Origin of the sequence: Qipengyuania sp. Mu-71 (genome assembly GCF_036867055.1) — a bacterium.
Taxonomy (GTDB): Bacteria; Pseudomonadota; Alphaproteobacteria; order Sphingomonadales; family Sphingomonadaceae; genus Qipengyuania; species Qipengyuania profunda.
Map to the genome: position 1 here is coordinate 1,136,020 of NZ_JBAJHR010000001.1, position 19,440 is coordinate 1,155,459.

General features: G+C 64.6%; 16 protein-coding genes. 15 read left to right on the plus strand and 1 reads right to left on the minus strand.

The window, feature by feature from the left end:
* The first annotated feature begins 31 nt into the window (after positions 1 to 31).
* The 13 genes from nuoF to V6B15_RS05715 all read left to right on the plus strand — a co-directional run bounded on the left by nuoF (position 32) and on the right by V6B15_RS05715 (position 14,372).
* Positions 32 to 1,327: an NADH-quinone oxidoreductase subunit NuoF gene (nuoF, locus tag V6B15_RS05655; RefSeq protein WP_253515511.1), complete on the plus strand. Its 1,296-nt coding sequence runs from the start codon at positions 32 to 34 to the stop codon at positions 1,325 to 1,327.
* Positions 1,327 to 3,336 carry an NADH-quinone oxidoreductase subunit NuoG gene (gene nuoG, locus V6B15_RS05660; RefSeq protein ID WP_334200365.1) on the plus strand — a complete coding sequence of 670 codons (2,010 nt, stop codon included), beginning with the start codon at positions 1,327 to 1,329 and terminating at the stop codon, positions 3,334 to 3,336. The genes nuoF and nuoG overlap by 1 nt, the downstream gene beginning before the upstream one ends.
* On the plus strand, positions 3,333 to 4,379 hold the full coding sequence (gene nuoH / locus V6B15_RS05665) for an NADH-quinone oxidoreductase subunit NuoH (RefSeq protein ID WP_253515515.1): 1,047 nt from the start codon (positions 3,333 to 3,335) through the stop codon (positions 4,377 to 4,379). The genes nuoG and nuoH overlap by 4 nt, the downstream gene beginning before the upstream one ends.
* Positions 4,376 to 4,861 (plus strand): NADH-quinone oxidoreductase subunit NuoI, encoded by a 486-nt coding sequence (gene nuoI / locus V6B15_RS05670; protein ID WP_050601230.1) that lies wholly within the window; start codon positions 4,376 to 4,378, stop codon positions 4,859 to 4,861. The genes nuoH and nuoI overlap by 4 nt, the downstream gene beginning before the upstream one ends.
* Positions 4,862 to 5,006: 145 nt before the next feature.
* Complete coding sequence (locus V6B15_RS05675) at positions 5,007 to 5,630, plus strand: NADH-quinone oxidoreductase subunit J (protein ID WP_334200366.1); 624 nt, start codon at positions 5,007 to 5,009, stop codon at positions 5,628 to 5,630.
* Entirely contained in the window at positions 5,627 to 5,932 is a 306-nt protein-coding gene (gene nuoK / locus V6B15_RS05680; protein ID WP_253515517.1) for an NADH-quinone oxidoreductase subunit NuoK, read from the plus strand. The genes V6B15_RS05675 and nuoK overlap by 4 nt, the downstream gene beginning before the upstream one ends.
* A 6-nt stretch (positions 5,933 to 5,938) precedes the next feature.
* Positions 5,939 to 7,927: an NADH-quinone oxidoreductase subunit L gene (gene nuoL / locus V6B15_RS05685; protein ID WP_334200367.1), complete on the plus strand. Its 1,989-nt coding sequence runs from the start codon at positions 5,939 to 5,941 to the stop codon at positions 7,925 to 7,927.
* Positions 7,927 to 9,483, plus strand: coding sequence for an NADH-quinone oxidoreductase subunit M (locus tag V6B15_RS05690; RefSeq protein ID WP_334200368.1), 1,557 nt, complete (start codon positions 7,927 to 7,929; stop codon positions 9,481 to 9,483). The genes nuoL and V6B15_RS05690 overlap by 1 nt, the downstream gene beginning before the upstream one ends.
* Complete coding sequence (gene nuoN / locus V6B15_RS05695; RefSeq protein ID WP_334200369.1) at positions 9,483 to 10,946, plus strand: NADH-quinone oxidoreductase subunit NuoN; 1,464 nt, start codon at positions 9,483 to 9,485, stop codon at positions 10,944 to 10,946. The genes V6B15_RS05690 and nuoN overlap by 1 nt, the downstream gene beginning before the upstream one ends.
* Positions 10,943 to 11,665 carry a biotin--[acetyl-CoA-carboxylase] ligase gene (locus V6B15_RS05700; RefSeq protein WP_334201331.1) on the plus strand — a complete coding sequence of 241 codons (723 nt, stop codon included), beginning with the start codon at positions 10,943 to 10,945 and terminating at the stop codon, positions 11,663 to 11,665. The genes nuoN and V6B15_RS05700 overlap by 4 nt, the downstream gene beginning before the upstream one ends.
* Positions 11,666 to 11,668: 3 nt before the next feature.
* The gene (locus V6B15_RS05705) at positions 11,669 to 12,442 is read left to right on the plus strand and encodes a type III pantothenate kinase (RefSeq protein WP_334200370.1); all 774 of its coding nucleotides are present in this window, start codon (positions 11,669 to 11,671) and stop codon (positions 12,440 to 12,442) included.
* Entirely contained in the window at positions 12,439 to 14,088 is a 1,650-nt protein-coding gene (locus V6B15_RS05710) for a ribonuclease J (RefSeq protein WP_334200371.1), read from the plus strand. The genes V6B15_RS05705 and V6B15_RS05710 overlap by 4 nt, the downstream gene beginning before the upstream one ends.
* 11 nt (positions 14,089 to 14,099) lie before the next feature.
* Positions 14,100 to 14,372, plus strand: a complete 273-nt coding sequence (locus V6B15_RS05715) for a DUF1467 family protein (RefSeq protein WP_320180165.1) — start codon at positions 14,100 to 14,102, stop codon at positions 14,370 to 14,372.
* Here the strand turns inward: V6B15_RS05715 and V6B15_RS05720 are convergent, their stop codons facing one another.
* Complete coding sequence (locus V6B15_RS05720) at positions 14,373 to 16,997, minus strand: ATPase (protein WP_334200372.1); 2,625 nt, start codon at positions 16,995 to 16,997, stop codon at positions 14,373 to 14,375.
* Positions 16,998 to 17,263: 266 nt separating this feature from the next.
* Between V6B15_RS05720 and V6B15_RS05725 the strand changes: the two genes are divergently transcribed.
* Positions 17,264 to 18,442 (plus strand): hypothetical protein, encoded by a 1,179-nt coding sequence (locus V6B15_RS05725; RefSeq protein ID WP_334200373.1) that lies wholly within the window; start codon positions 17,264 to 17,266, stop codon positions 18,440 to 18,442.
* A 41-nt stretch (positions 18,443 to 18,483) separates the two neighbouring features.
* On the plus strand, positions 18,484 to 19,440 hold the full coding sequence (locus V6B15_RS05730) for a hypothetical protein (protein WP_334200374.1): 957 nt from the start codon (positions 18,484 to 18,486) through the stop codon (positions 19,438 to 19,440).

The window sequence follows — 19,440 nt, forward strand, 5'->3', positions numbered from 1 at the left end:
AACAAGTTCAGCATGACGAAGGGGGCAGGTCGTGAGCCTTCAAGACAAGGATCGCATCTTCACCAATCTCTACGGCTTCCAGGACTGGGGCCTGAAGGCGGCGCAGCAGCGCGGCGATTGGGACGATACCAAGGCGCTGATCGCGCGCGGGCATGACAGCATCATCGACGAGATGAAGGCTTCGGGCCTGCGCGGCCGGGGCGGGGCGGGCTTCCCGACGGGACTCAAATGGTCGTTCATGCCGAAGGAAAGCAAGGACGGCCGTCCCAGCTTTCTCGTCATCAATGCCGACGAGAGCGAACCCGGCAGCTGCAAGGATCGCGAGATCATCCGCCACGATCCGCACAAGCTGATCGAAGGCGCGCTGGTCGCGGGCTACGCGATGCGGGCGCGGGCGGCCTATATCTATATCCGCGGCGAATATATCCGCGAGGCCGAGACGCTGCAGGCGGCGATCGACGAGGCCTATTCCGCGGGCCTGATCGGCAGGAACGCCTCGAAGTCGGGCTATGATTTCGACGTCTTCCTGCACCGCGGCGCAGGCGCTTACATCTGCGGCGAAGAAACCGCGATGATCGAAAGCCTTGAAGGCAAGAAGGGCCAGCCGCGGCTCAAGCCGCCGTTCCCGGCGGGCGCGGGCCTCTATGGCTGCCCGACCACGGTCAACAATGTCGAATCGATCGCAGTGGTGCCGACGATCCTGCGGCGCGGTGCGAGCTGGTTCTCCAGCTTCGGACGCGAGAACAACAAGGGCACCAAGCTCTTCCAGATCAGCGGCCATGTGAACAAGCCCTGCGTGGTCGAGGAAGCGCTGTCGATCCCGTTCAGCGAGCTGATCGAGAAGCATTGCGGCGGCATCATCGGCGGCAAGGACAACCTGCTCGCGGTGATCCCCGGCGGTTCGTCGGTTCCGCTGGTCCCGGCCGAGCAGATCTGGGACGCGCCGATGGATTTCGATGGTCTCAAGGACCTTGGCTCGGGCCTCGGCACGGCGGGGGTGATCGTGATGGACAAGTCGACCGACATCGTCCGCGCGATCAGCCGGTTGAGCTATTTCTACAAGCATGAGAGCTGTGGCCAGTGCACGCCCTGCCGCGAAGGCACGGGCTGGATGTGGCGCATGATGGAACGCCTGCGCACCGGCGATGCCGCGATCGAGGAAATCGACATGCTGCAGCAGGTCACCAAGCAGGTCGAAGGCCACACCATCTGCGCGCTGGGCGATGCGGCGGCTTGGCCGATCCAGGGCCTGATCCGCCACTTCCGCCCCGAGCTCGAACGGCGGATCGAAGAACACAACGCCAAGTTTGCCGAGGCAGCCGAATAATGCCCAAAGTCACCGTAGACGGACAGGAAATCGAGGTTCCCGAGGGGGCGACCGTGTTGCAGGCCTGCGAGCTTGCAGGCAAGGAAATCCCGCGCTTCTGCTATCATGAGCGGCTGTCGATCGCCGGCAATTGCCGCATGTGCCTGGTCGAGGTGAAGCCCGGACCGCCCAAGCCGCAGGCGAGCTGTGCGCTGCCCGCCACCGACGGGCAGGAAATCCGCACCGACAGCGAAATGGTCAAGACCGCGCGCGAAGGCGTGATGGAATTCCTGCTGATCAACCACCCGCTCGATTGCCCGATCTGCGACCAGGGCGGCGAATGCGATCTGCAGGACCAGTCGGTCGCCTATGGCCGCGGCGCGACGCGCTATGACGAAAACAAGCGCGCGGTGACCGAGAAATACATGGGCCCGCTGATCAAGACGGTCATGACCCGCTGCATCCACTGCACCCGCTGCGTGCGCTTCTCCGAAGAGATCGCCGGCGTGGACGAAATCGGCGCGCTGGGGCGCGGCGAGGACATGCAGATCACCACTTATCTCGAGCAGGCGGCCGAGCACGAGCTGTCTGCCAATGTGATCGATTTGTGCCCGGTCGGTGCGCTGACCAGCCGCCCCTATGCCTTCGAAGCGCGTCCGTGGGAGCTCAAGAAGACGCTCAGCATCGATGTGTCCGACGCGGTTGGGGCGAACATCCGTCTCGACAGCCGCGGGCGCGAAGTCATGCGCGCGCTTCCGCGCATCAATGACGACGTCAACGAGGAATGGATCTCGGACAAGGCGCGCTACCAGGTCGATGGCCTGTCGAAGCGCCGCCTCGATAAGGTCTTCATGCGCAAGCGCGGCAAATTGCAGCCGGCGAGCTGGGACGAGGCGTTCAAGGCGATCGCCAAGGCCAAGCCCGGTAACAGCATTGCCGCCATCGCGGGCGACATGGTCGATTGCGAAACCATGTTCGCGGCCAAGACGCTGCTCAATGCCTGCGGTTCGACGCTGATCGAGGGCCGCCAAACCGGCATGGATTACGACGTGTCGAACCTGGCCGCGGTCAATTTCAATTCGACCTTCGCCGGGATCGAGACGGCCGATGCGATCCTGATCGTGGGCAGCCACATCCGCTGGGAAGCGCCGCTGGTCAACGCGCGGATCCGCAAGGCGGTCAAGCGCGGTGCGCAGGTGTTTGTGGTCGGATCGTTCTGGGATACGACATACCCTGCGCATTTCCTCGGTGACGAGCTTTCGGTCCTCGGCGATGTGCCGCAGGAAATCGCCGATGTGTTCGCCAAGGCCGAGCGGCCCGCGATCATCATGGGCGGCGCGGCGCTGGCCAAGGGCGCGCTGGGCGCAGGTCTTGCCTTCGCCGAGCGCTTCGGACTGGTGAAGGATGGCTGGAACGGTTTCAACGTGCTGCATTTCTCGGCCGCGCGCATGGGCGGGCTGATGCTCGGCTTCGCGCAGCAGGGCGGCATGGCGGATATCGCTCGGGCAAAGCCCAAGGTCGTCATCAGCTTGGGTGCGGACGAGATGGATTTCGAACCCTACGCCGATAGCCTCAAGGTCTATATCGGCCATCACGGCGACAAGGGCGCGCATGCGGCGGATATCATCCTGCCCGGCGCGAGCTATGCCGAAAAGGATGGCACCTACGTCAATACCGAAGGCCGCGTGCAGTTTGCCGAGAAGGCCGTCTTCGCACCGGGTGATGCGCGCGAGGACTGGACGATCCTGCGCGCGCTTGCCGATGCGCTGAAGGTCGAAGTCGGCTTCGACAGCTTTGCCGAACTGCAGGCCGCAATGGTCCGCGAAGTCCCCGCACTGGGCGAGGAAGGCCTGGCTGCCTATGGCGACCTGCCCAAGGCGGATGCCGGTGCACAGGCCGAGGGCACAATCAGCGGCTATCCGATCCAGGACTTCTACCTCACCAATCCGATCGCCCGCGCCAGCGCGGTGATGCAGCAGTGCTCGAGCGAATTGCTCGGCGGCGGCGAACTGGCGGAGGCCGCGGAATGACCGAATTCTTCCAGTCCCTCGGCATGAGTTACGAATGGGCGTGGTTCACCGCGACCTTCGCGGGCATCCTGCTGATCGCGTTGCCGCTGATGCTGGCCGTGGCAATGATCATCTATGTCGACCGCAAGGTCTGGGCGGCGATCAATCTGCGCCGCGGCCCCAATGTGGTCGGCCCCTTCGGCCTGCTGCAGAGCTTCGCCGACGGGTTGAAGGTATTCCTCCAGGAAACCATCATTCCCTCGGCCGCGAACAAGGGCATCTTCATCCTGGCGCCGATCGTCACCTTCACCGTGGCGCTCGCGGCATGGGCGGTGGTTCCCTTCAGCGCCACGGCGGTGCTGGCGGATATCAATATCGGCCTGCTCTACATCCTCGCGATCAGCTCGCTGTCGGTGTACGGCGTGGTGATGAGCGGGTGGGCGAGTAACTCGAAATACCCGTTCTTCTCGGCCATGCGCGCCGCCGCGCAGATGATCAGCTACGAAGTCTCGATCGGCTTCATCCTGATTTGCGTCGTGCTGTTCGCAGGCACGTTCAATCTCAATGACATCGTGCGCGCGCAGGAAGGCTTCGGCCTCGGCGTCATCAACGCCTATGTCATCCACCCGCTGCTGTTCCCGATGTGGGTGATGTTCTTCATCAGCTCGCTCGCCGAAACCCAGCGCGTCCCGTTCGACCTGACCGAGGCCGAGAGCGAGCTCGTCGCCGGGTACCAGACCGAATACAGCTCGATGAGCTTCGCGCTGTTCTGGCTCGGCGAATATGCCAACATCCTGCTGATGTGCATTCTCAATGCGCTGCTGTTCTGGGGTGGCTGGCTGCCGCCGTTCGACTGGGCGCCGCTCTATTACGTGCCCGGGATCGTCTGGCTGCTGCTCAAGACGTTCTTCTTCTTCTTCATGTTCAGCTGGGTGATGGCGACCGTACCGCGCTATCGCTACGACCAGCTGATGCGCCTGGGCTGGAAGGTGTTCCTTCCGATCAGCCTCGGCTTTGTCGTCGTCATTTCGGGCTATCTGATGGCCACGGGACATTACGGATGAGTATCGCGCAAACCATCAAGGCGTTCACCCTGTGGGAGTTCGTGAAGGCGCATGCCCTCACGCTGAAGTACTTCTTCAAACCCAAGGTGACGATCAACTATCCGTTCGAGAAGAACCCGATCTCGCCCCGCTTCCGCGGCGAGCATGCGCTGCGCCGCTATCCCAATGGCGAAGAGCGCTGCATCGCCTGCAAGCTGTGCGAGGCCGTGTGCCCCGCGCAGGCGATCACCATCGAGAGTGAACCGCGCGAGGACGGCAGCCGCCGCACGACGCGCTACGACATCGACATGACCAAGTGCATCTATTGCGGCTTCTGCCAGGAAGCCTGCCCGGTGGATGCCGTGGTCGAGGGGCCGAACTTCGAATATGCGACCGAAACGCGCGAGGAACTGCTCTACGACAAGGCCAAACTGCTCGCCAACGGGGACAAGTGGGAGCGGGCCATCGCCGCGAACCTTGAAGCCGATGCACCGTACCGATAGGGGCCGCGCGTGACTGGGGCATACCAAATCACCACCACCTCCGTCGTCCCCGCGCAGGCGGGGATCCATCCGGCGGAAGTGGCGCCAAGCAATGTTATCAGGACCCCCGCCTTCGCGGGGATGACCAAAGAGGTTTGAGGGAAAAGTGATACAGACTCTCGCCTTTTATCTGTTCGCCGCGCTCGTCATCGCCAGCGCCGTCATGGTCATCATGGCGCGCAACCCGGTGCATTCGGTGCTGTGGCTGATCCTCGCCTTCTTCAACGCCGCGGGCCTGATGGTCCTCGTCGGGGCGGAGTTCATCGCCGCGCTGCTGGTGATCGTCTATGTCGGCGCGGTCGCGGTGTTGTTCCTGTTCGTGGTAATGATGCTCGACATCGATTTTACCGAACTGCGCGCCGGTTTCGTCAAGAATTTCCCGTTCGGCATCGCGATTGCGCTGGTGCTTGCGGCCGAGCTGATCTTCGGTATCGGAGCCTACCAGGCGGGCCGGATCGAGCTGGGCGTGGCAAGCGGGGCGGCAGCTCCGATCCTCGGTGCCTCGAACACCGCCAGCATCGGCGCGGTGCTGTATCGCGACTATCTGTTCCTGTTCGAAGCGGCGGGCCTCATCCTGCTCGTCGCCATGGTCGGCGCGATCGTGTTGACCCACCGCCAGCGCCCCGATGGCGCGCGCGGGCACCAGAACATCACCAAGCAGGTCCGCCGCAATCCCGACGAGGCGACCGTCATGAAGCAGCCCGAAGTGGGCAAGGGGATCGAGCTGTGATCGGCATCGAGCATTATATCGTCGTCAGCGCGATCCTGTTCGTACTCGGCGTGCTGGGCATCTTCCTCAACCGCAAGAACATCATCGTCATCCTGATGGCGATCGAGCTGATCCTGCTGAGCGTGAACATCCAGCTGGTGGCCTTCAGTGCCTATCTTGGCGATCTCGTCGGACAGGTCTTCGCGATGTTCGTGCTTACCGTGGCGGCGGGCGAGGCCGCGGTCGGACTGGCCATTCTCGTCATCTATTTCCGTGGCCGCGGTACGATCGCGGTCGACGACGTCGACCGGCTGAAGGGGTAAGCCACGGTGGAAATTCTCGTCATCGTCTTCCTGCCGCTGATCGCGGCGATCGTCGCCGGCCTGACCAACAAGGCCGCGCCGAGCGTGTTCGCCAAGTCGATCACAACCGGCGCGCTGTTCATCAGCGCGGCGCTCAGCTGGCCGATCTTCCTCGGCTTCGTCAACGGCACTGCCGAACCGACTGTGGTGCCGGTGCTGACCTGGGTCCAGTCGGGCACGCTTGCCTTCGACTGGGCACTGCGCGTCGATACGCTCACCGCGATCATGCTGGTGGTGATCAACACCGTCTCCGCGCTCGTCCACCTCTATAGCTGGGGCTATATGGACGAGGACCCGGACCAGCCGCGGTTCTTCGCCTATCTCTCGCTGTTCACCTTCGCCATGCTGATGCTGGTGACCGCCGACAATCTCGTCCAGATGTTCTTCGGATGGGAAGGGGTGGGGCTGGCGTCCTACCTGCTGATCGGCTTCTGGTTCCGCAAGCCGTCGGCCAATGCCGCCGCGATCAAGGCCTTCGTGGTCAACCGCGTGGGCGACCTCGGCTTCATGCTCGGCATCTTCGGCACCTATCTGGTGTTCGACACCGTCTCGATCAGCGAGATCCTCGCTGCCGCACCGGGCATGAGCGGGGCGACCATCGGGTTCCTCGGTTACAGCGTGCAGACGATGGATGCGCTGTGCATCCTGCTGTTCATCGGCGCGATGGGCAAATCGGCGCAGCTCGGCCTGCACACCTGGCTGCCCGATGCGATGGAAGGCCCGACGCCGGTGTCCGCGCTGATCCATGCCGCGACCATGGTGACCGCGGGCGTGTTCATGGTCTGCCGCCTTTCGCCCATGTTCGAGACCGCCCCGGTTGCGCTGGCCATGGTGACCTTCGTCGGCGCCGCCACCTGCATCTTTGCCGCCACCGTCGGCACGGTGCAGTGGGACATCAAGCGCGTGATCGCCTATTCGACCTGTTCGCAGCTCGGCTACATGTTCTTCGCGGCAGGCGTCGGTGCCTATGGCGGTGCGATGTTCCACCTGTTCACGCATGCCTTCTTCAAGGCGCTGCTGTTCCTGGGTGCGGGCTCGGTCATCCATGCGATGCACCACGAACAGGACATGCGCTATTACGGCCAACTGCGGAAACACATCCCGCTGACCTTCTGGGCGATGATGATGGGGACGCTGGCGATCACCGGCGTCGGCATCTATCACCTCGGTGCGGGCTTCGCCGGTTTCTGGTCGAAGGATGCGATCCTCGAAGTGGCGTATGGCCGCGGGACCGAGCTGGGCAATTTCGCTTTCTGGATGGGCACTTTCGCCGCGCTGCTGACCAGCTTCTACAGCTGGCGCCTGATGTTCCTCACCTTCTGGGGCAAGCCGCGCTGGATCGAGAGCGAGCATATCCAGCACAGCGTCCACAAGACCCCGGCGGAAGCGGGCGAGGACACCACCGGCGGCTATCATCCGCATGAAAGCCCGCTGACGATGCTGATCCCGCTTGGCGTGCTGTCGATCGGGGCAGTGCTGGCAGGACAGCTGTTCGCGCCGACATTCCTCGACGATGCCGCATTCTGGGGCAGCTCGATTTTCTATAACGAGCCGCTGATCCACGCGATGCACGGCGTGCCCTATCTGGTGAAGTACGCCGCTTTCATCGTGATGGTGATCGGCCTGTTCGTTGCCTGGCTGGCCTATATCAAGGACACCAGCATTCCGGGCAAAACGGCCGAGCAACTCGGCCCGATCTACCGCTTCCTCTACAACAAGTGGTATTTCGACGAGCTCTATCACTACCTCTTCGTGGTGCCGGCCTTCTGGCTCGGCCGCCAGTTCTGGAAGCTTGGCGATGTCGGCACGATCGACCGCTTCGGCCCCAATGGCATCGCCTGGGTGGTCGAGAAGGGCGCGGTGGGTGCCCGCCGGTTCCAGACCGGTTACCTCTATAGCTATGCGCTGGTGATGCTCCTCGGGCTCGTCGCCGCGATCACCTGGGTGCTGTTCTGATGGAGTTTCCCATCCTTTCGCTGATGCTCGCCGTGCCGCTGGCCGGCGCAATTGCCTGCCTGTTCCTCGGGGCGCACACCGCGCGCATGGTCGCACTGGTAGCCACGCTGATCGATCTCGCGCTCGGCGTGTTGCTGTGGCTCAATTACGATATCGGCGGCGCGCAGTGGCAGTTCACCGAGCGCGCGGAGATCTTCGCGGGCTTCAGCTATGCGCTGGGGATCGACGGGATCGCGCTGATGCTGATCATGCTCAGCGTGTTCCTGATGCCGATCTGCATCCTCGCGAGCTGGGATTCGATCAGCAAGCGCGTCGGCGAATACATGAGCGCCTTCCTGTTCATGGAAGTGCTGATGATCGGCGTGTTTGCCGCGCAGGACATGTTCCTGTTCTACATCTTCTTCGAAGCCGGCCTGATCCCGATGTATCTGATCATCGGCGTATGGGGCGGCGATAACCGGATCTACGCGTCGTATAAGTTCTTCCTCTACACGCTGCTCGGCTCGGTGCTGATGCTGATCGCCATGATGTGGATGGTGAACGAAGCGGGCACGACCGACATCCCGACGCTGCTGAACTACGATTTCGCCCCGCAGGCGCAGACCTGGCTGTGGCTCGCCTTCTTTGCCAGCTTCGCGGTCAAGATGCCGATGTGGCCGGTGCATACCTGGCTGCCCGATGCCCACGTGCAGGCCCCGACTGCCGGGTCGGTCATCCTCGCGGGTGTGCTGCTCAAGCTGGGCGGCTACGGTTTCATCCGCTTCAGCCTGCCGATGTTCCCCGAAGCGAGCGCACAGTTCACCTGGTTCGTTTTCGTGCTGTCGATGATCGCGGTAATCTACACCTCGCTCGTCGCGCTGGTGCAGAGCGACATGAAGAAGCTCATCGCCTATTCCTCGGTCGCGCATATGGCGATCGTGACTGCGGGCATCTTCGCGTTCAACGCGCAGGGCATCGAGGGCGCGGTGATGGTGATGCTGGGCCACGGGCTGGTCTCGGGCGCGCTGTTTCTGTGCGTCGGCGTCATCTACGACCGGCTGCACACGCGCGAGATCGCGCGCTATGGCGGTCTGGCGATCAACATGCCGCGCTATGCGCTGTTCTTCCTGCTGTTCACCATGGCCTCGATCGGCCTGCCGGGCACCAGCAACTTCGTCGGCGAATTCCTCGCGTTGGCGGGCCTCTACAAGGTCTCCACGCTGGTCACGCTGGTGTGCACCACGGGGATCATCCTCGGCGCCGCCTACATGCTGTATCTCTACCGCCGCGTCGTCTTCGGGCTGCAGGTCAATGAAGATGCCGCCCGCATGCCCGACCTCAACGCCCGCGAATGGGCCATGCTCGCGCCGATCGCAGCCGCCGTGCTGTGGATGGGCGTCTATCCGGAAAGCTTCCTAGCCCCCATGCGTCAGGATATTGCCGCTCTTGAGGCGCGCGTGGCGCGCGCCGCCCCCGATTTCGACGCCGATAACGTCGTCGGTACGCCGCGCGAGCACAGTGCGAACTATGTCGCGGCGACCCATGGCGAAAGCCATGGTGAGGAGGGAGCGCACTGATGTCCTACGCCACCTCGCTTTATCTCACCGGCGCCGAAGTCGGCCTGTCGCTCACCGGGCTGGTCATGCTGCTGGTGGCCGCCTGGACCGGAACCCGGTCTGCGCGCATGCTCACGATCGTCACGGTTGCCGCGCTGGTCGGTGCGGCGCTCTTCAGCATGAGCCTGTTCGATCGCGCCACCGGTGAAGTCGCCGGCCGTGCCTTCGGCGATCTCTACCGCGCGGATGCCTTTGGCAGTTTCGCCAAGATCCTGATCTATCTCGCCTCGGCGGCCGTGCTGGTGGTCACCCCGCGCTTCTTCGCGCAGACGGGCAGCTACCGCGCCGAATATCCCGTGCTGATGATCTTCAACGCGGTCGGGATGGGCATGATGGTGTCCGCCACCGATCTGATGACGCTCTATATCGGTCTCGAGATGTCGAGCCTGTCGAGCTACGTCCTCGCCAGCTTCCTACGTCAGGACGGCCGATCGAGCGAAGCGGGCCTCAAGTATTTCGTGCTCGGCGCGCTGGCTTCGGGGATCATCCTTTACGGCGTGAGCCTCGTCTACGGCTTTACCGGTTCGACCAATTACGACGGTATCCGCGCCGCCTTCGAAGCCGATTTCTCGACCGGTGCGTTGTTCGGGGTGGTCTTTGTGCTTGCGGGTCTGGCCTTCAAGATCAGCGCGGTGCCGTTCCACATGTGGACGCCCGACGTCTATGAAGGCGCGCCCACGCCGGTCACCGCGTTCTTCGCCACGGCCCCCAAGGTCGCGGCGATGGGCATGCTGGTGCGCATCGCGATGGACCCGTTTGCGGGTGAGGTCGACAGCTGGCGCCAGATCGTGATCTTCGCCGCGCTCGCTTCGGTCGTGGTCGGCGCGCTTGGCGCGATCGGGCAGCAGAACCTCAAGCGTTTGCTCGCCTATTCCTCGATCAACAATGTCGGCTTCATCCTGATCGGCCTGGCCGCAGCCACCCCTGCGGGTGTGGCGAGCGTGCTGACCTATCTCGCGATCTATGTCGCGATGACCGTCGGCAGCTTTACCGCGCTGCTGATGCTGCGCGATCCCGAAGGCCAGAATCTCGAAACCTTCGCGGACATCGCCGGCCTGTCGACCATGCGCCCGGCATTGGCCTGGTCGCTGCTCGTGATGATGTTCAGCCTTGCCGGCATCCCGCCGCTGTTCGGTTTCTGGGGCAAGTTCGTGGTCTTCCAGGCCGCGGTGCAGGCCGATCTGGTCGCGCTGGCCGCGATCGGGATCGCTGCCAGCGTGATCGGGGCGTTCTACTACCTCAAGTTCATCAAGGTGATGTTCTTCGACGAGCCCACGCGCGCGGTCGAAAGCAAGAGTCCGCTGAGCCACTGGGTGGTGCTGGGACTGTGCGTGGCGATCCTCTCGCCGCTCGGCTATCTGCTGACCATCCCGCTGGGTGAGTGGACCGCCCAGGCCGCCGCCTCGTTCATCGCGGCTGCGTGATCCGCTTCGTCGCCGAAACCGGCTCGACCAATTCGGACCTCGCCGCGCAACTGCGCGCCGGCGAGACCGTGCCCGAGGGCCACTGGTTGGTCGCCGACCGGCAGTTCGCCGGACGCGGGCGGCAGGCGCGCAGCTGGTTCGACAGCACGGGCAATTTCATGGGATCGACGCTGGTGCGCATGTCACCGCGCGATCCGAGCCCGGCCACGCTAGCGCTCGTCGCAGCCGTGGCGGCCTACGAGGCGGTGGCCGCGCTGCTGGCGGAGCCCGCGAAGCTGCGGCTCAAATGGCCCAACGACCTGATGCTCGATAGCGCCAAATTGTCGGGCATCCTGCTCGAGCGCGAAGGCGATGCAATCATCGTCGGCATGGGCGTGAACCTGGCGGCGGCTCCCGATCTGCCCGATCGCAAGACCGCGTCGCTGGCCGATTACGGGCCCGCTCCCGATCGCGACATGTTTGCCCATTCGCTGGCGGCCGCTTTCGCGCGCGAACTCGACCGGTGGCGGACCTACGGCCTCGAACCGCTTGCGCGGCGCTGGGAAAGCGTCGCCCATCCGCTCGGTACGCCGCTGGTGGTCCAGCCTCCGGGCGAGGAGCGGATCGAAGGCGCGTTTGGCGGGCTTACACCCGACGGGGCCCTCTCGCTGCGCTTGGCGGATGGTTCGACCCGTGTCATCCATGCAGGTGACGTTATGCTCCAGAACGAGGAAAGTTGAGCCATGCTGCTCGCCGCCGATGTCGGAAACACCAATGTGGTCTTCGCCCTGATCGATGGACGCGAGATCAAGGCCCGGTGGCGGATCGCCTCGGACCCGCGCCGGACGGGCGATGAATACGCGGTCTGGCTGCTGCAACTGGCCGAGTTCCAGGGGTTCAGCAGCGGCGATATCGACCAGGTCATCATCGGTTCGGTCGTTCCGCGCGCGGTCCACAACCTCACCGTCCTGTCCGAAAAGTACCTCGGCATCACGCCGCTGATCGCGGGGCAGGGGGCGGCCGACTGGGGCTTCGAGCTCGACATCGAACAGCCCAGTTCGCTCGGCGCCGATCGCGCGCTCAACACGATCGCTGCGCACCGGAAGTATGACGGCGACCTGATCGTCATCGATTTCGGCACCGCCACCACATTCGACGCGGTAGATTTCACCGGCGCCTACAAGGGCGGGATCATCGCGCCCGGGATCAATTTGTCGCTCGACGCGCTGGTCGGCAACACCGCCAAACTGCCGCGCATTGCAATCGAGAAGCCGGCCAGCGACAGCGTCATCGGGCGCAATACCGAAGACCAGATGCTGATTGGCGTGTTCTGGGGCTATGTCGGGCTTATCGAAGGCCTGATTGCACGGATGAAGAAGGAAATCGGGCGGCCCGTCAAAGTAGTCGCCACCGGCGGGCTGGCGATCCTGTTCGACGAACATACCGAGCTGTTCGATGCGGTCGATTCCGACCTGACTCTCGACGGACTCGCCATACTTGCGGAGCGTGCAGCGTGAAGAAGGATTTCACTCCCGAAGACGAACTGCTGTTCCTCGCGCTTGGCGGCTCGGGCGAAATCGGCATGAACGTCAACCTCTACGGTTGCCAGGGCCGGTGGCTGATGGTCGATCTGGGCATGACCTTTTCGGGGGACCAGTATCCGGGGGTCGACCTGGTCTTCGCCGATCTGGAATTCATCGAAGAACGCAGCAAGCAACTCGACGCGATCGTGCTGACCCATGCGCATGAGGATCATATCGGCGCAGTGCCTTACTTCGCGGCCGATCTGGGCGTGCCGATCTATGCCACGCCGTTCACTGCCGACCTTGTCCGCCGCAAACTGTCCGAGGCGGGACTGGTCGACGAGGTCGAACTGCATGTGATCCCCGACGACCACGGCAGCTTCGAAGTCGGCCCGTTCGAGATCACCTATCTCCCGCTTGCGCATTCGATCGCCGAGGGCAATGCGCTGCTGATCGACACGCCGCACGGACGCATTTTCCATACGGGCGACTGGAAGCTCGACGAAGATCCGATCATCGGCGAGCCGACGACCGAGGCAGAGCTGACCGAGATCGGCGACGAGGGCGTGCTCGCACTGGTCTGCGACAGCACCAATGTCTTCAATCCCGCGCCCAGCGGATCCGAAGGCGCGGTCCACAAGGGGCTGCTCGAAGAAGTCCAGCGGCATGCAGGCAAGCGCGTGCTGGTGACGACTTTCGCCAGCAATGTCGCGCGGCTGCAGACGCTGGGCGATGTCGCACGCGAAACCGGGCGCCAGGTGTGCGTTGCAGGGCGTTCGCTCGACCGCATCATCGAGGTGGCGCAGGACAATGGCTATCTCGAGGATTTCCCTGAGCCGGTCGATTTTGATACCGCCATGGGATTGCCGCGGGGCGAGATACTCATCCTCGCCACCGGCGGCCAGGGCGAACCCCGCGCTGCGCTGGCCCGGGTGGCGGACGAAAACCACCCGATCGAGCTGGTCGCCGGCGATGTCGTGCTGTTTTCGAGCCGGCAGATCCCGGGCAATGAACTGTCCATCGGGATCGTGCAGAACAAGCTCGCGGCGCGCGGCATCACCATGGTCACCGACCGACAGAGCATGATCCACGTATCGGGCCATCCCGGGCGTCCCGAACTCGAAGCGCTCTATGGCTGGCTGCGGCCCGAAATCCTTGTCCCCGTCCATGGCGAGATGCGGCACATGCAGGAACAGGGCCGCGTCGGGGAGGCCAGCGGCATCCCCGAACAGGTCGTGCAGCAGAATGGCGACCTTGTCCGCCTCGCGCCCGGCGCACCGGGGAAGATTGCCGAGGTCAAGGCGGGGCGTCTCGTCCTCGACGGCGACATCATCGTACCTGCCAATGGCGAGGCGATTGCCATGCGCCGCCGGATCATGCGCGAAGGCGTGGTGATCGTGGCGCTCGACGGCGATCTCAACCCCCGCATCGACAGTCTCGGACTTCCGCTCGACGAGGATTACGAGAGCTTCGTCGCCGAGGCGGTCAGCGATATCCGCGCGGCCATCGGCAAGCTGCGCGGCGCCGACCGGCGCAATGAAGCCAGCGTGCACGAAGCGGCGCGTCTGGCTGCACGGCGCGCGGCGCAGCGCTGGTCGGGCAAGCGCCCGCAGGTCCGCGTGATCGTGCCCAACCTGTAGGAGACCGGTCGATGCAATGGACCAGCATAGTCGCGATCTATTTCCTGTTCTTCGTCTTCAGCGCCTTCGTGCTGCTGCCCTTCGGCGTGCGCACGCATGACGAGGCGGGGGTGGCGAAGATCCCCGGTCAGGCCGACAGCGCCCCGGTCGAATTTCGTGGGTGGCGGCTCCTGGGACGCGCGGCGATCCTCGCGGCCATCGTCACCGCCGCCTATGTGCTGAACTACATCAATGGCTGGATCACCATCGACGACCTCGCCGTTTGGGGGCCATCCTTCGAGTGATTACTGCCGCAGGCGTTCCAGCGCCTGTGCGAGCACCACGTAGAGCTTGCCCATATCGCTGCTGAGCAGCGTAACGCTGACCGCATTGCCGTCGCGGGTCGACAGCATGGTCCGCAACATAGCCTCGAAATCGTGGATGTAACGACTGACATGCTCGCGGAAATCGTGGTCGGCGTCGTAGAGTTCGGCGATCTCGCGCGCTTCGGTATTGTCGAGCAGCCGCACCGCGCGCCGGGTGAAGATACCGCGGTCGCCGCGCAGATAGCTGGCCCAGGCGGTATCGGTGACCTCGGTCGACAGCACCTTGGCGATGTCGATGGCGTTCGAATTCAGGCTCTCGGTGATCAGCGCGACCCGGCGGGAGAAATCGTTGTCGACATCCTCGGTCGCGCGCTCGCGCGCATGCGAGATGCGGTTTTCCAGATTGCCGGTCAGCTCGTTGACCTTGGCCAGCTGGTCGCGCAGTTGGCGCATGACTTCGCGGCCGCCCTCGGCCGAGCGTTCGGTAGCCAGATCGAGTGAGCTGATCGCTTCCACGGTGTGCTCGCGTAGCGCCTCGTCGATGGCCTGGGCGCTTTGTTCGCCGACTTTACTGGCGATATGCGCGATCCGTTCGGCCTGCTCGGTCTCGATTGCGGCGAGCGCGTCGCGCGCACTTGTTTCCAGCGCACCGATCGCATCGCGCAATTCGCCCTGTGCGCGGGCCGAGATTGCCGCGCTTTCCTCGCCCAGCTCGGCGAGGCTACCGCGCAGGCGCTCGATCCCTTCGACCTGCGAGGCGGAAGTGTCGCCGAAGCGCGTATGGAAGTCCTCGACCCCGGCCATCGCCTCGCGGCTGCGCAGGTCGGCGGTGTCCATGCTCGCGGTGAGCGCTTCGCCCGCCGATTTGGCCTGGTCGAGCAGGTTTTTGACGTCTTCGGCCCGCCGTTCGATTTCGGCAAGGCGCGCCTCGCTCGCTTCCATCGCCACGGGCAAATCGTCACGGCTGTGCTTGGCGCTCGCCTGGATAAGCTCGAGCAGGCGGACGCTGGCATCGGTCAGGTCGGAGACCGCACCATCGGTGTCGTCGAGCGCGCCGCGACTTTCGTCGAGCTTGGCGGTCAGCGCCGCAATGCCGGCGGTAAGCTCCACGCGCGCCTCGCGTCCCTGTGCCGAAATGGCCTGAAACATCGGGCCGAGCGCGGCGATCCGTTCGCCCAGCTCGTCTCCTTCGGCGGCCATCAGCGCCAGCTGTTCGGCCTGCGCCGCACGACGTTCGGCGATCGCTTCGTCGAGCACCGCAAGACGCTCGGTCAGCTGCGCATGCGCGGCTTCCTCCGCCTGTGACAATTCGGACTGCCGGCGCCCGGTCTCTTCGGCGAACAGGCGATTGCGCTCGATCAGGCGGGCATCGACCGTCTCGGCCTGCCCGAACAGATCGGTCAGCCGCGAATTGGCGGCGTCCAGCGCGGCATCGTCGATCCGCGTTACTTCGCCGATCGCTTCGCGTAGCCGTTCCTGCATCTCCTCGATCTGGTTGCGCCACGCGGTCAGCGCATGCGCCTCGCCGTCGCGGATCGCAGTGGCGGCTTCGGCGGTTTCCCGGCGCATGGTGTCGAGACGGTCGCGCAGGCTGTCCATCGCCGCGTCGCGTTCGCTGGCGGTGACGGCATCGGCCTCGGCCATCTCGTCGCGCAGGGTTTCGAAGCGCGCACGGATCGAGGCCAGCGCGGCGACCTCGCGGCTGTCGAGTTCGCCGCGGAAGCTTTCGCTGTTGTCGCGCAGTTCGGCAAAGCGCTGCGTGGTGATCGTGCCGAGCTGGTCGGCCTGCGCAGAGAAGGCCTCGAGCGCTTCGTCGATCCGCTTGCGCAGCGATCCGACCTGGCGTTCGCTCGCCGAACCGAATTCGTTGAGCCGTTCGAAACCCTGGACCAGTTCGTCGAGCTGGCTTTGGGCCTCGCGCCCGGCACCGCCGATCTGGTTCGAGACGTCCTTGGCGGAATTTGCGATGACGGGCAGGTTGTCGCGCAGTTTATCCATGTTTTCCAGCGCAGTAACGCTGACACGGGCGATCGCGTCGACCTGTTCGCCATTCTCGCCGACAAGCGCCTGCAGGCGTTCGGCATGTTCGGACAAACGCTCGGTCGCGGTGCGTCCGAGATAGTCGAGTTCCTTGGTCTGAGTCGCGAGGAATTCGCGTGCCAGGCTCAACTCGCGATTGACGGTGACGAGACGCGTTTCGAGTTCGGCGGATTGCGCCGACAGCGTCTGCGCAACATCGGAAAAACGCCGCGCCTCGCGGGTGGAATTGCGCAAGGCAAGCAGCCACAGCGAGACGATAAGCAGCACCGGTACCGCCCACTGCGTAACGAGGCCGGTCCAGGCGGCCGGGGCAGGGGCGGCGATAATTTCGGCCTGATGGGCCCAGCCAAAGAAACCGGTCCAGCCAAGGATCGCGAGAATGGCAAGCGCCGGGACCACCCACCCAAAACTGCGCACCGGTTCGGGCTCCGCATACCATTCTTCTTCGAAGACCTCTTCAGTCTCGTTCGAAATTGGTTGGGTAACCCCCGCGGAACCTTCGGTTTCCGTGGCGGTGTCATCGGTCGTCTGGTCGACGGCCTGGATCAGCGAGCGCTTTCTCATCGCATGAAATCTACCACCAAAGGTGTTGGCCATAAACCAAAATTAACCACAACGGCGCGCGCCTGTGGCTATTGCGTATCACCTTGGACCTTTCCTTGCCGCATCGGCGACGCGTTCCCGCGCGGAGGGGCCGTTCGGGCGGACAGGCCTGATCCATCCATGCACCGTCGTTCGCGCCTGAGGGAAACCGGCATGAGCGACTTGGCGAGGAGGGGCTGTCGCCCCTAGAAGCAGGTTCGTTCCACCAGTCGCAACGGGAGTTTAGCGTGCGCGTCGCCCTGCTGTCCGTGCTCGATAGCCAAGCCGATCCGCGCCGGGTGCCGGCCCCGTTCCGGATGCTCGCCGGTGCGCGCCTCGTTGACCGGCAGCTCGACATCGCGCTGGCGGCGGGATGCGAGACCATCGCCTGCCTCGCCAATACGGTGGGGCGCGAGGTCATCGACCTTCAGCACCGCGCCGAAGCGGCGGGTGCGCGTTTCATCGCCATCCGCGAACCGCGCAAGCTTTCGGGTATCGTCACGGCAAACGATGAGATGCTGGTGCTCGGGCCCGGCGTCCTCCCCGATGAGGACGCGGTGATGCGGCATCTGGCCAAACCGTGCGTGCTGGTCTTCCCTGCGGATCCGGCGGTCCAGCGCGGCTATGAGCGTATCGACCTGCATTTCGCCTGGGCGGGCGCGTTGGTGGTGCGCGGCACTGCGGTCGAGCAGCTCGCGCAGCTGCCGGGGGATGTCGATACGCCCTCCGCGCTGCTGCGGATCGCGCTGCAATCGGGCGTCCGTACGCACCCGCTCGAAACGCGCCTGCTCGACGAGCTCAGCTGGCTGCGCGATCCGACGCCCGAGGAACTCGTCACGCGCGAGCGGAACTGGGTTGCGGGCCATGCCGATGTCGCTCCGTTCTCCGCACCGGGTCTCGCGATTGCCGAGCGCATGGGTGCGCGCCTTGCGCAGGACACGATGGGCGGAACGCTGCCGCGCGCGTTGGCGCTGGGGTCGGCGGTCGCGGCGCTGGTCGCGCTGACGCTGGCGATGACCGGATGGGCGGTGCCGGGCTTCGGTTTCGCCGCGCTCGCCGCATTGCTGTTCGCAATGGAAGGGGTGGTCCGCCGCGTGGCCAGTGCGGGGCAATTGCGCCCGCGCGTGCCCATGCTGGTGCAGGCGCTGACCGTCCTGCTCGATCCGCTGTACCTGATCCTGATCGCCCGCGCGTCTGCCGAGGACACCGGATGGCTACGGCTGTTCGTCCCCGCCGTTTTGTTCGGCCTGCTGCACCTGGGCGAGCGGCTGAGCGTGAGGCGCTGGCGGCGCAGCTATGCCGATCGGGTCATCCTGACGCTGGTCCTGCTCCCCGCGGTCGTTCTGGGAATTACGCTGCCGGTGGTGGCGGTGCTGGCGCTGGCGGTTCTGGTGACGCTTTTTCTCACTCTGGAACCGCGGGACTAACCGGCGCTTAACCATGTCGATGATATCCGCGATCCATGTCGATGCCTGACACTGTATCCCCCGAACCCGCCGCCGGGCAGGAGAGCCTGCGCGAGGCGCTTGCGCGGGGAAATACCACGCTTGCGCGGATCGGCCCGATCCTCTCGCATTTGCTCGCCACACCCGACCATTCGCTGTTCAGCGACGAGCTGGTCGCGCGCATTCGCGGCATGTGTCACCACCTCGCCTGGCAGGTTCTGCGTGCGCAGGCCGAAGCCGGCGGGCAGAGTGGACGTGAGGCGTTTGCCGATCGCCATGGCGAAGCGCTGGCGGAACATTTCTTCGGCAGTCCGGCGCTGCTTGCCCATTGCCATGCGCTCGCGCTCGAATGGCAGCTGACCGAAAGGCTCGAGAGCCAATTTGGCCTCGACCCGGTGCTGTCGCCGCTGGTGCAGGAACTGATCGCTGCCGAGGACAGCGGACTTGCCAGCACCGCCATGGCTGCACTCACCGCGCAGGCGCGCTTTGCCCAGACCCAGCGCCGCATGGAATTGCCGCTCAGCGAATTGCCCGGCGACCTGTTCCACGACCTGCTGATGGGCTGGCGCGCATTTAGCGGCCAGTTGCGGTCCGATGCCATGATCCGCGCCGAGACCAAGCTGCGCAATGTCTTCGACGAGGGCGCGGGCCGCATTTCGCTGCTGTCGCGCGTGGTCGTCGGCATGGGCGGCTCCGCCTTGCAGGCGCTCGATATCGACCGCGCGGGTGCGGCGCTGTTTCTGTCTGCGCTGGCGGCGCGGTCGGGCCAGACGCGCGTTGCCGCGGTGCTGTCAACCAACCACCAGCAGACCGCGCGCCTCGCGCTGTGCCTGCGGAGCACGGGGCTCGATAGCGCCGAGGTCGAAAGGCAGGTCCTGCGCCTCGATCCGCAGGCGGTCCCGCCGCGTGAAATCTCAGCGCTCCCGTCCGAGGATGCCCGCCGGCTGCTCGCCGAACCCGGTTTGGGGGGGGCGGCCTGA

Excerpts from the sequence above, each read along its gene's own strand:
- nuoG (WP_334200365.1), top strand. The coding sequence starts at position 1,327 with ATGCCCAAAGTCACCGTAGACGGACAGGAAATCGAGGTTCCCGAGGGG.
- nuoH (WP_253515515.1), top strand. The coding sequence starts at position 3,333 with ATGACCGAATTCTTCCAGTCCCTCGGCATGAGTTACGAATGGGCGTGG.
- nuoI (WP_050601230.1), top strand. The coding sequence starts at position 4,376 with ATGAGTATCGCGCAAACCATCAAGGCGTTCACCCTGTGGGAGTTCGTG.
- V6B15_RS05690 (WP_334200368.1), top strand. The coding sequence starts at position 7,927 with ATGGAGTTTCCCATCCTTTCGCTGATGCTCGCCGTGCCGCTGGCCGGC.
- nuoN (WP_334200369.1), top strand. The coding sequence starts at position 9,483 with ATGTCCTACGCCACCTCGCTTTATCTCACCGGCGCCGAAGTCGGCCTG.
- V6B15_RS05705 (WP_334200370.1), top strand. The coding sequence starts at position 11,669 with ATGCTGCTCGCCGCCGATGTCGGAAACACCAATGTGGTCTTCGCCCTG.
- V6B15_RS05715 (WP_320180165.1), top strand. The coding sequence starts at position 14,100 with ATGCAATGGACCAGCATAGTCGCGATCTATTTCCTGTTCTTCGTCTTC.
- V6B15_RS05720 (WP_334200372.1), bottom strand. The coding sequence starts at position 16,997 with ATGAGAAAGCGCTCGCTGATCCAGGCCGTCGACCAGACGACCGATGAC.
- V6B15_RS05730 (WP_334200374.1), top strand. The coding sequence starts at position 18,484 with ATGCCTGACACTGTATCCCCCGAACCCGCCGCCGGGCAGGAGAGCCTG.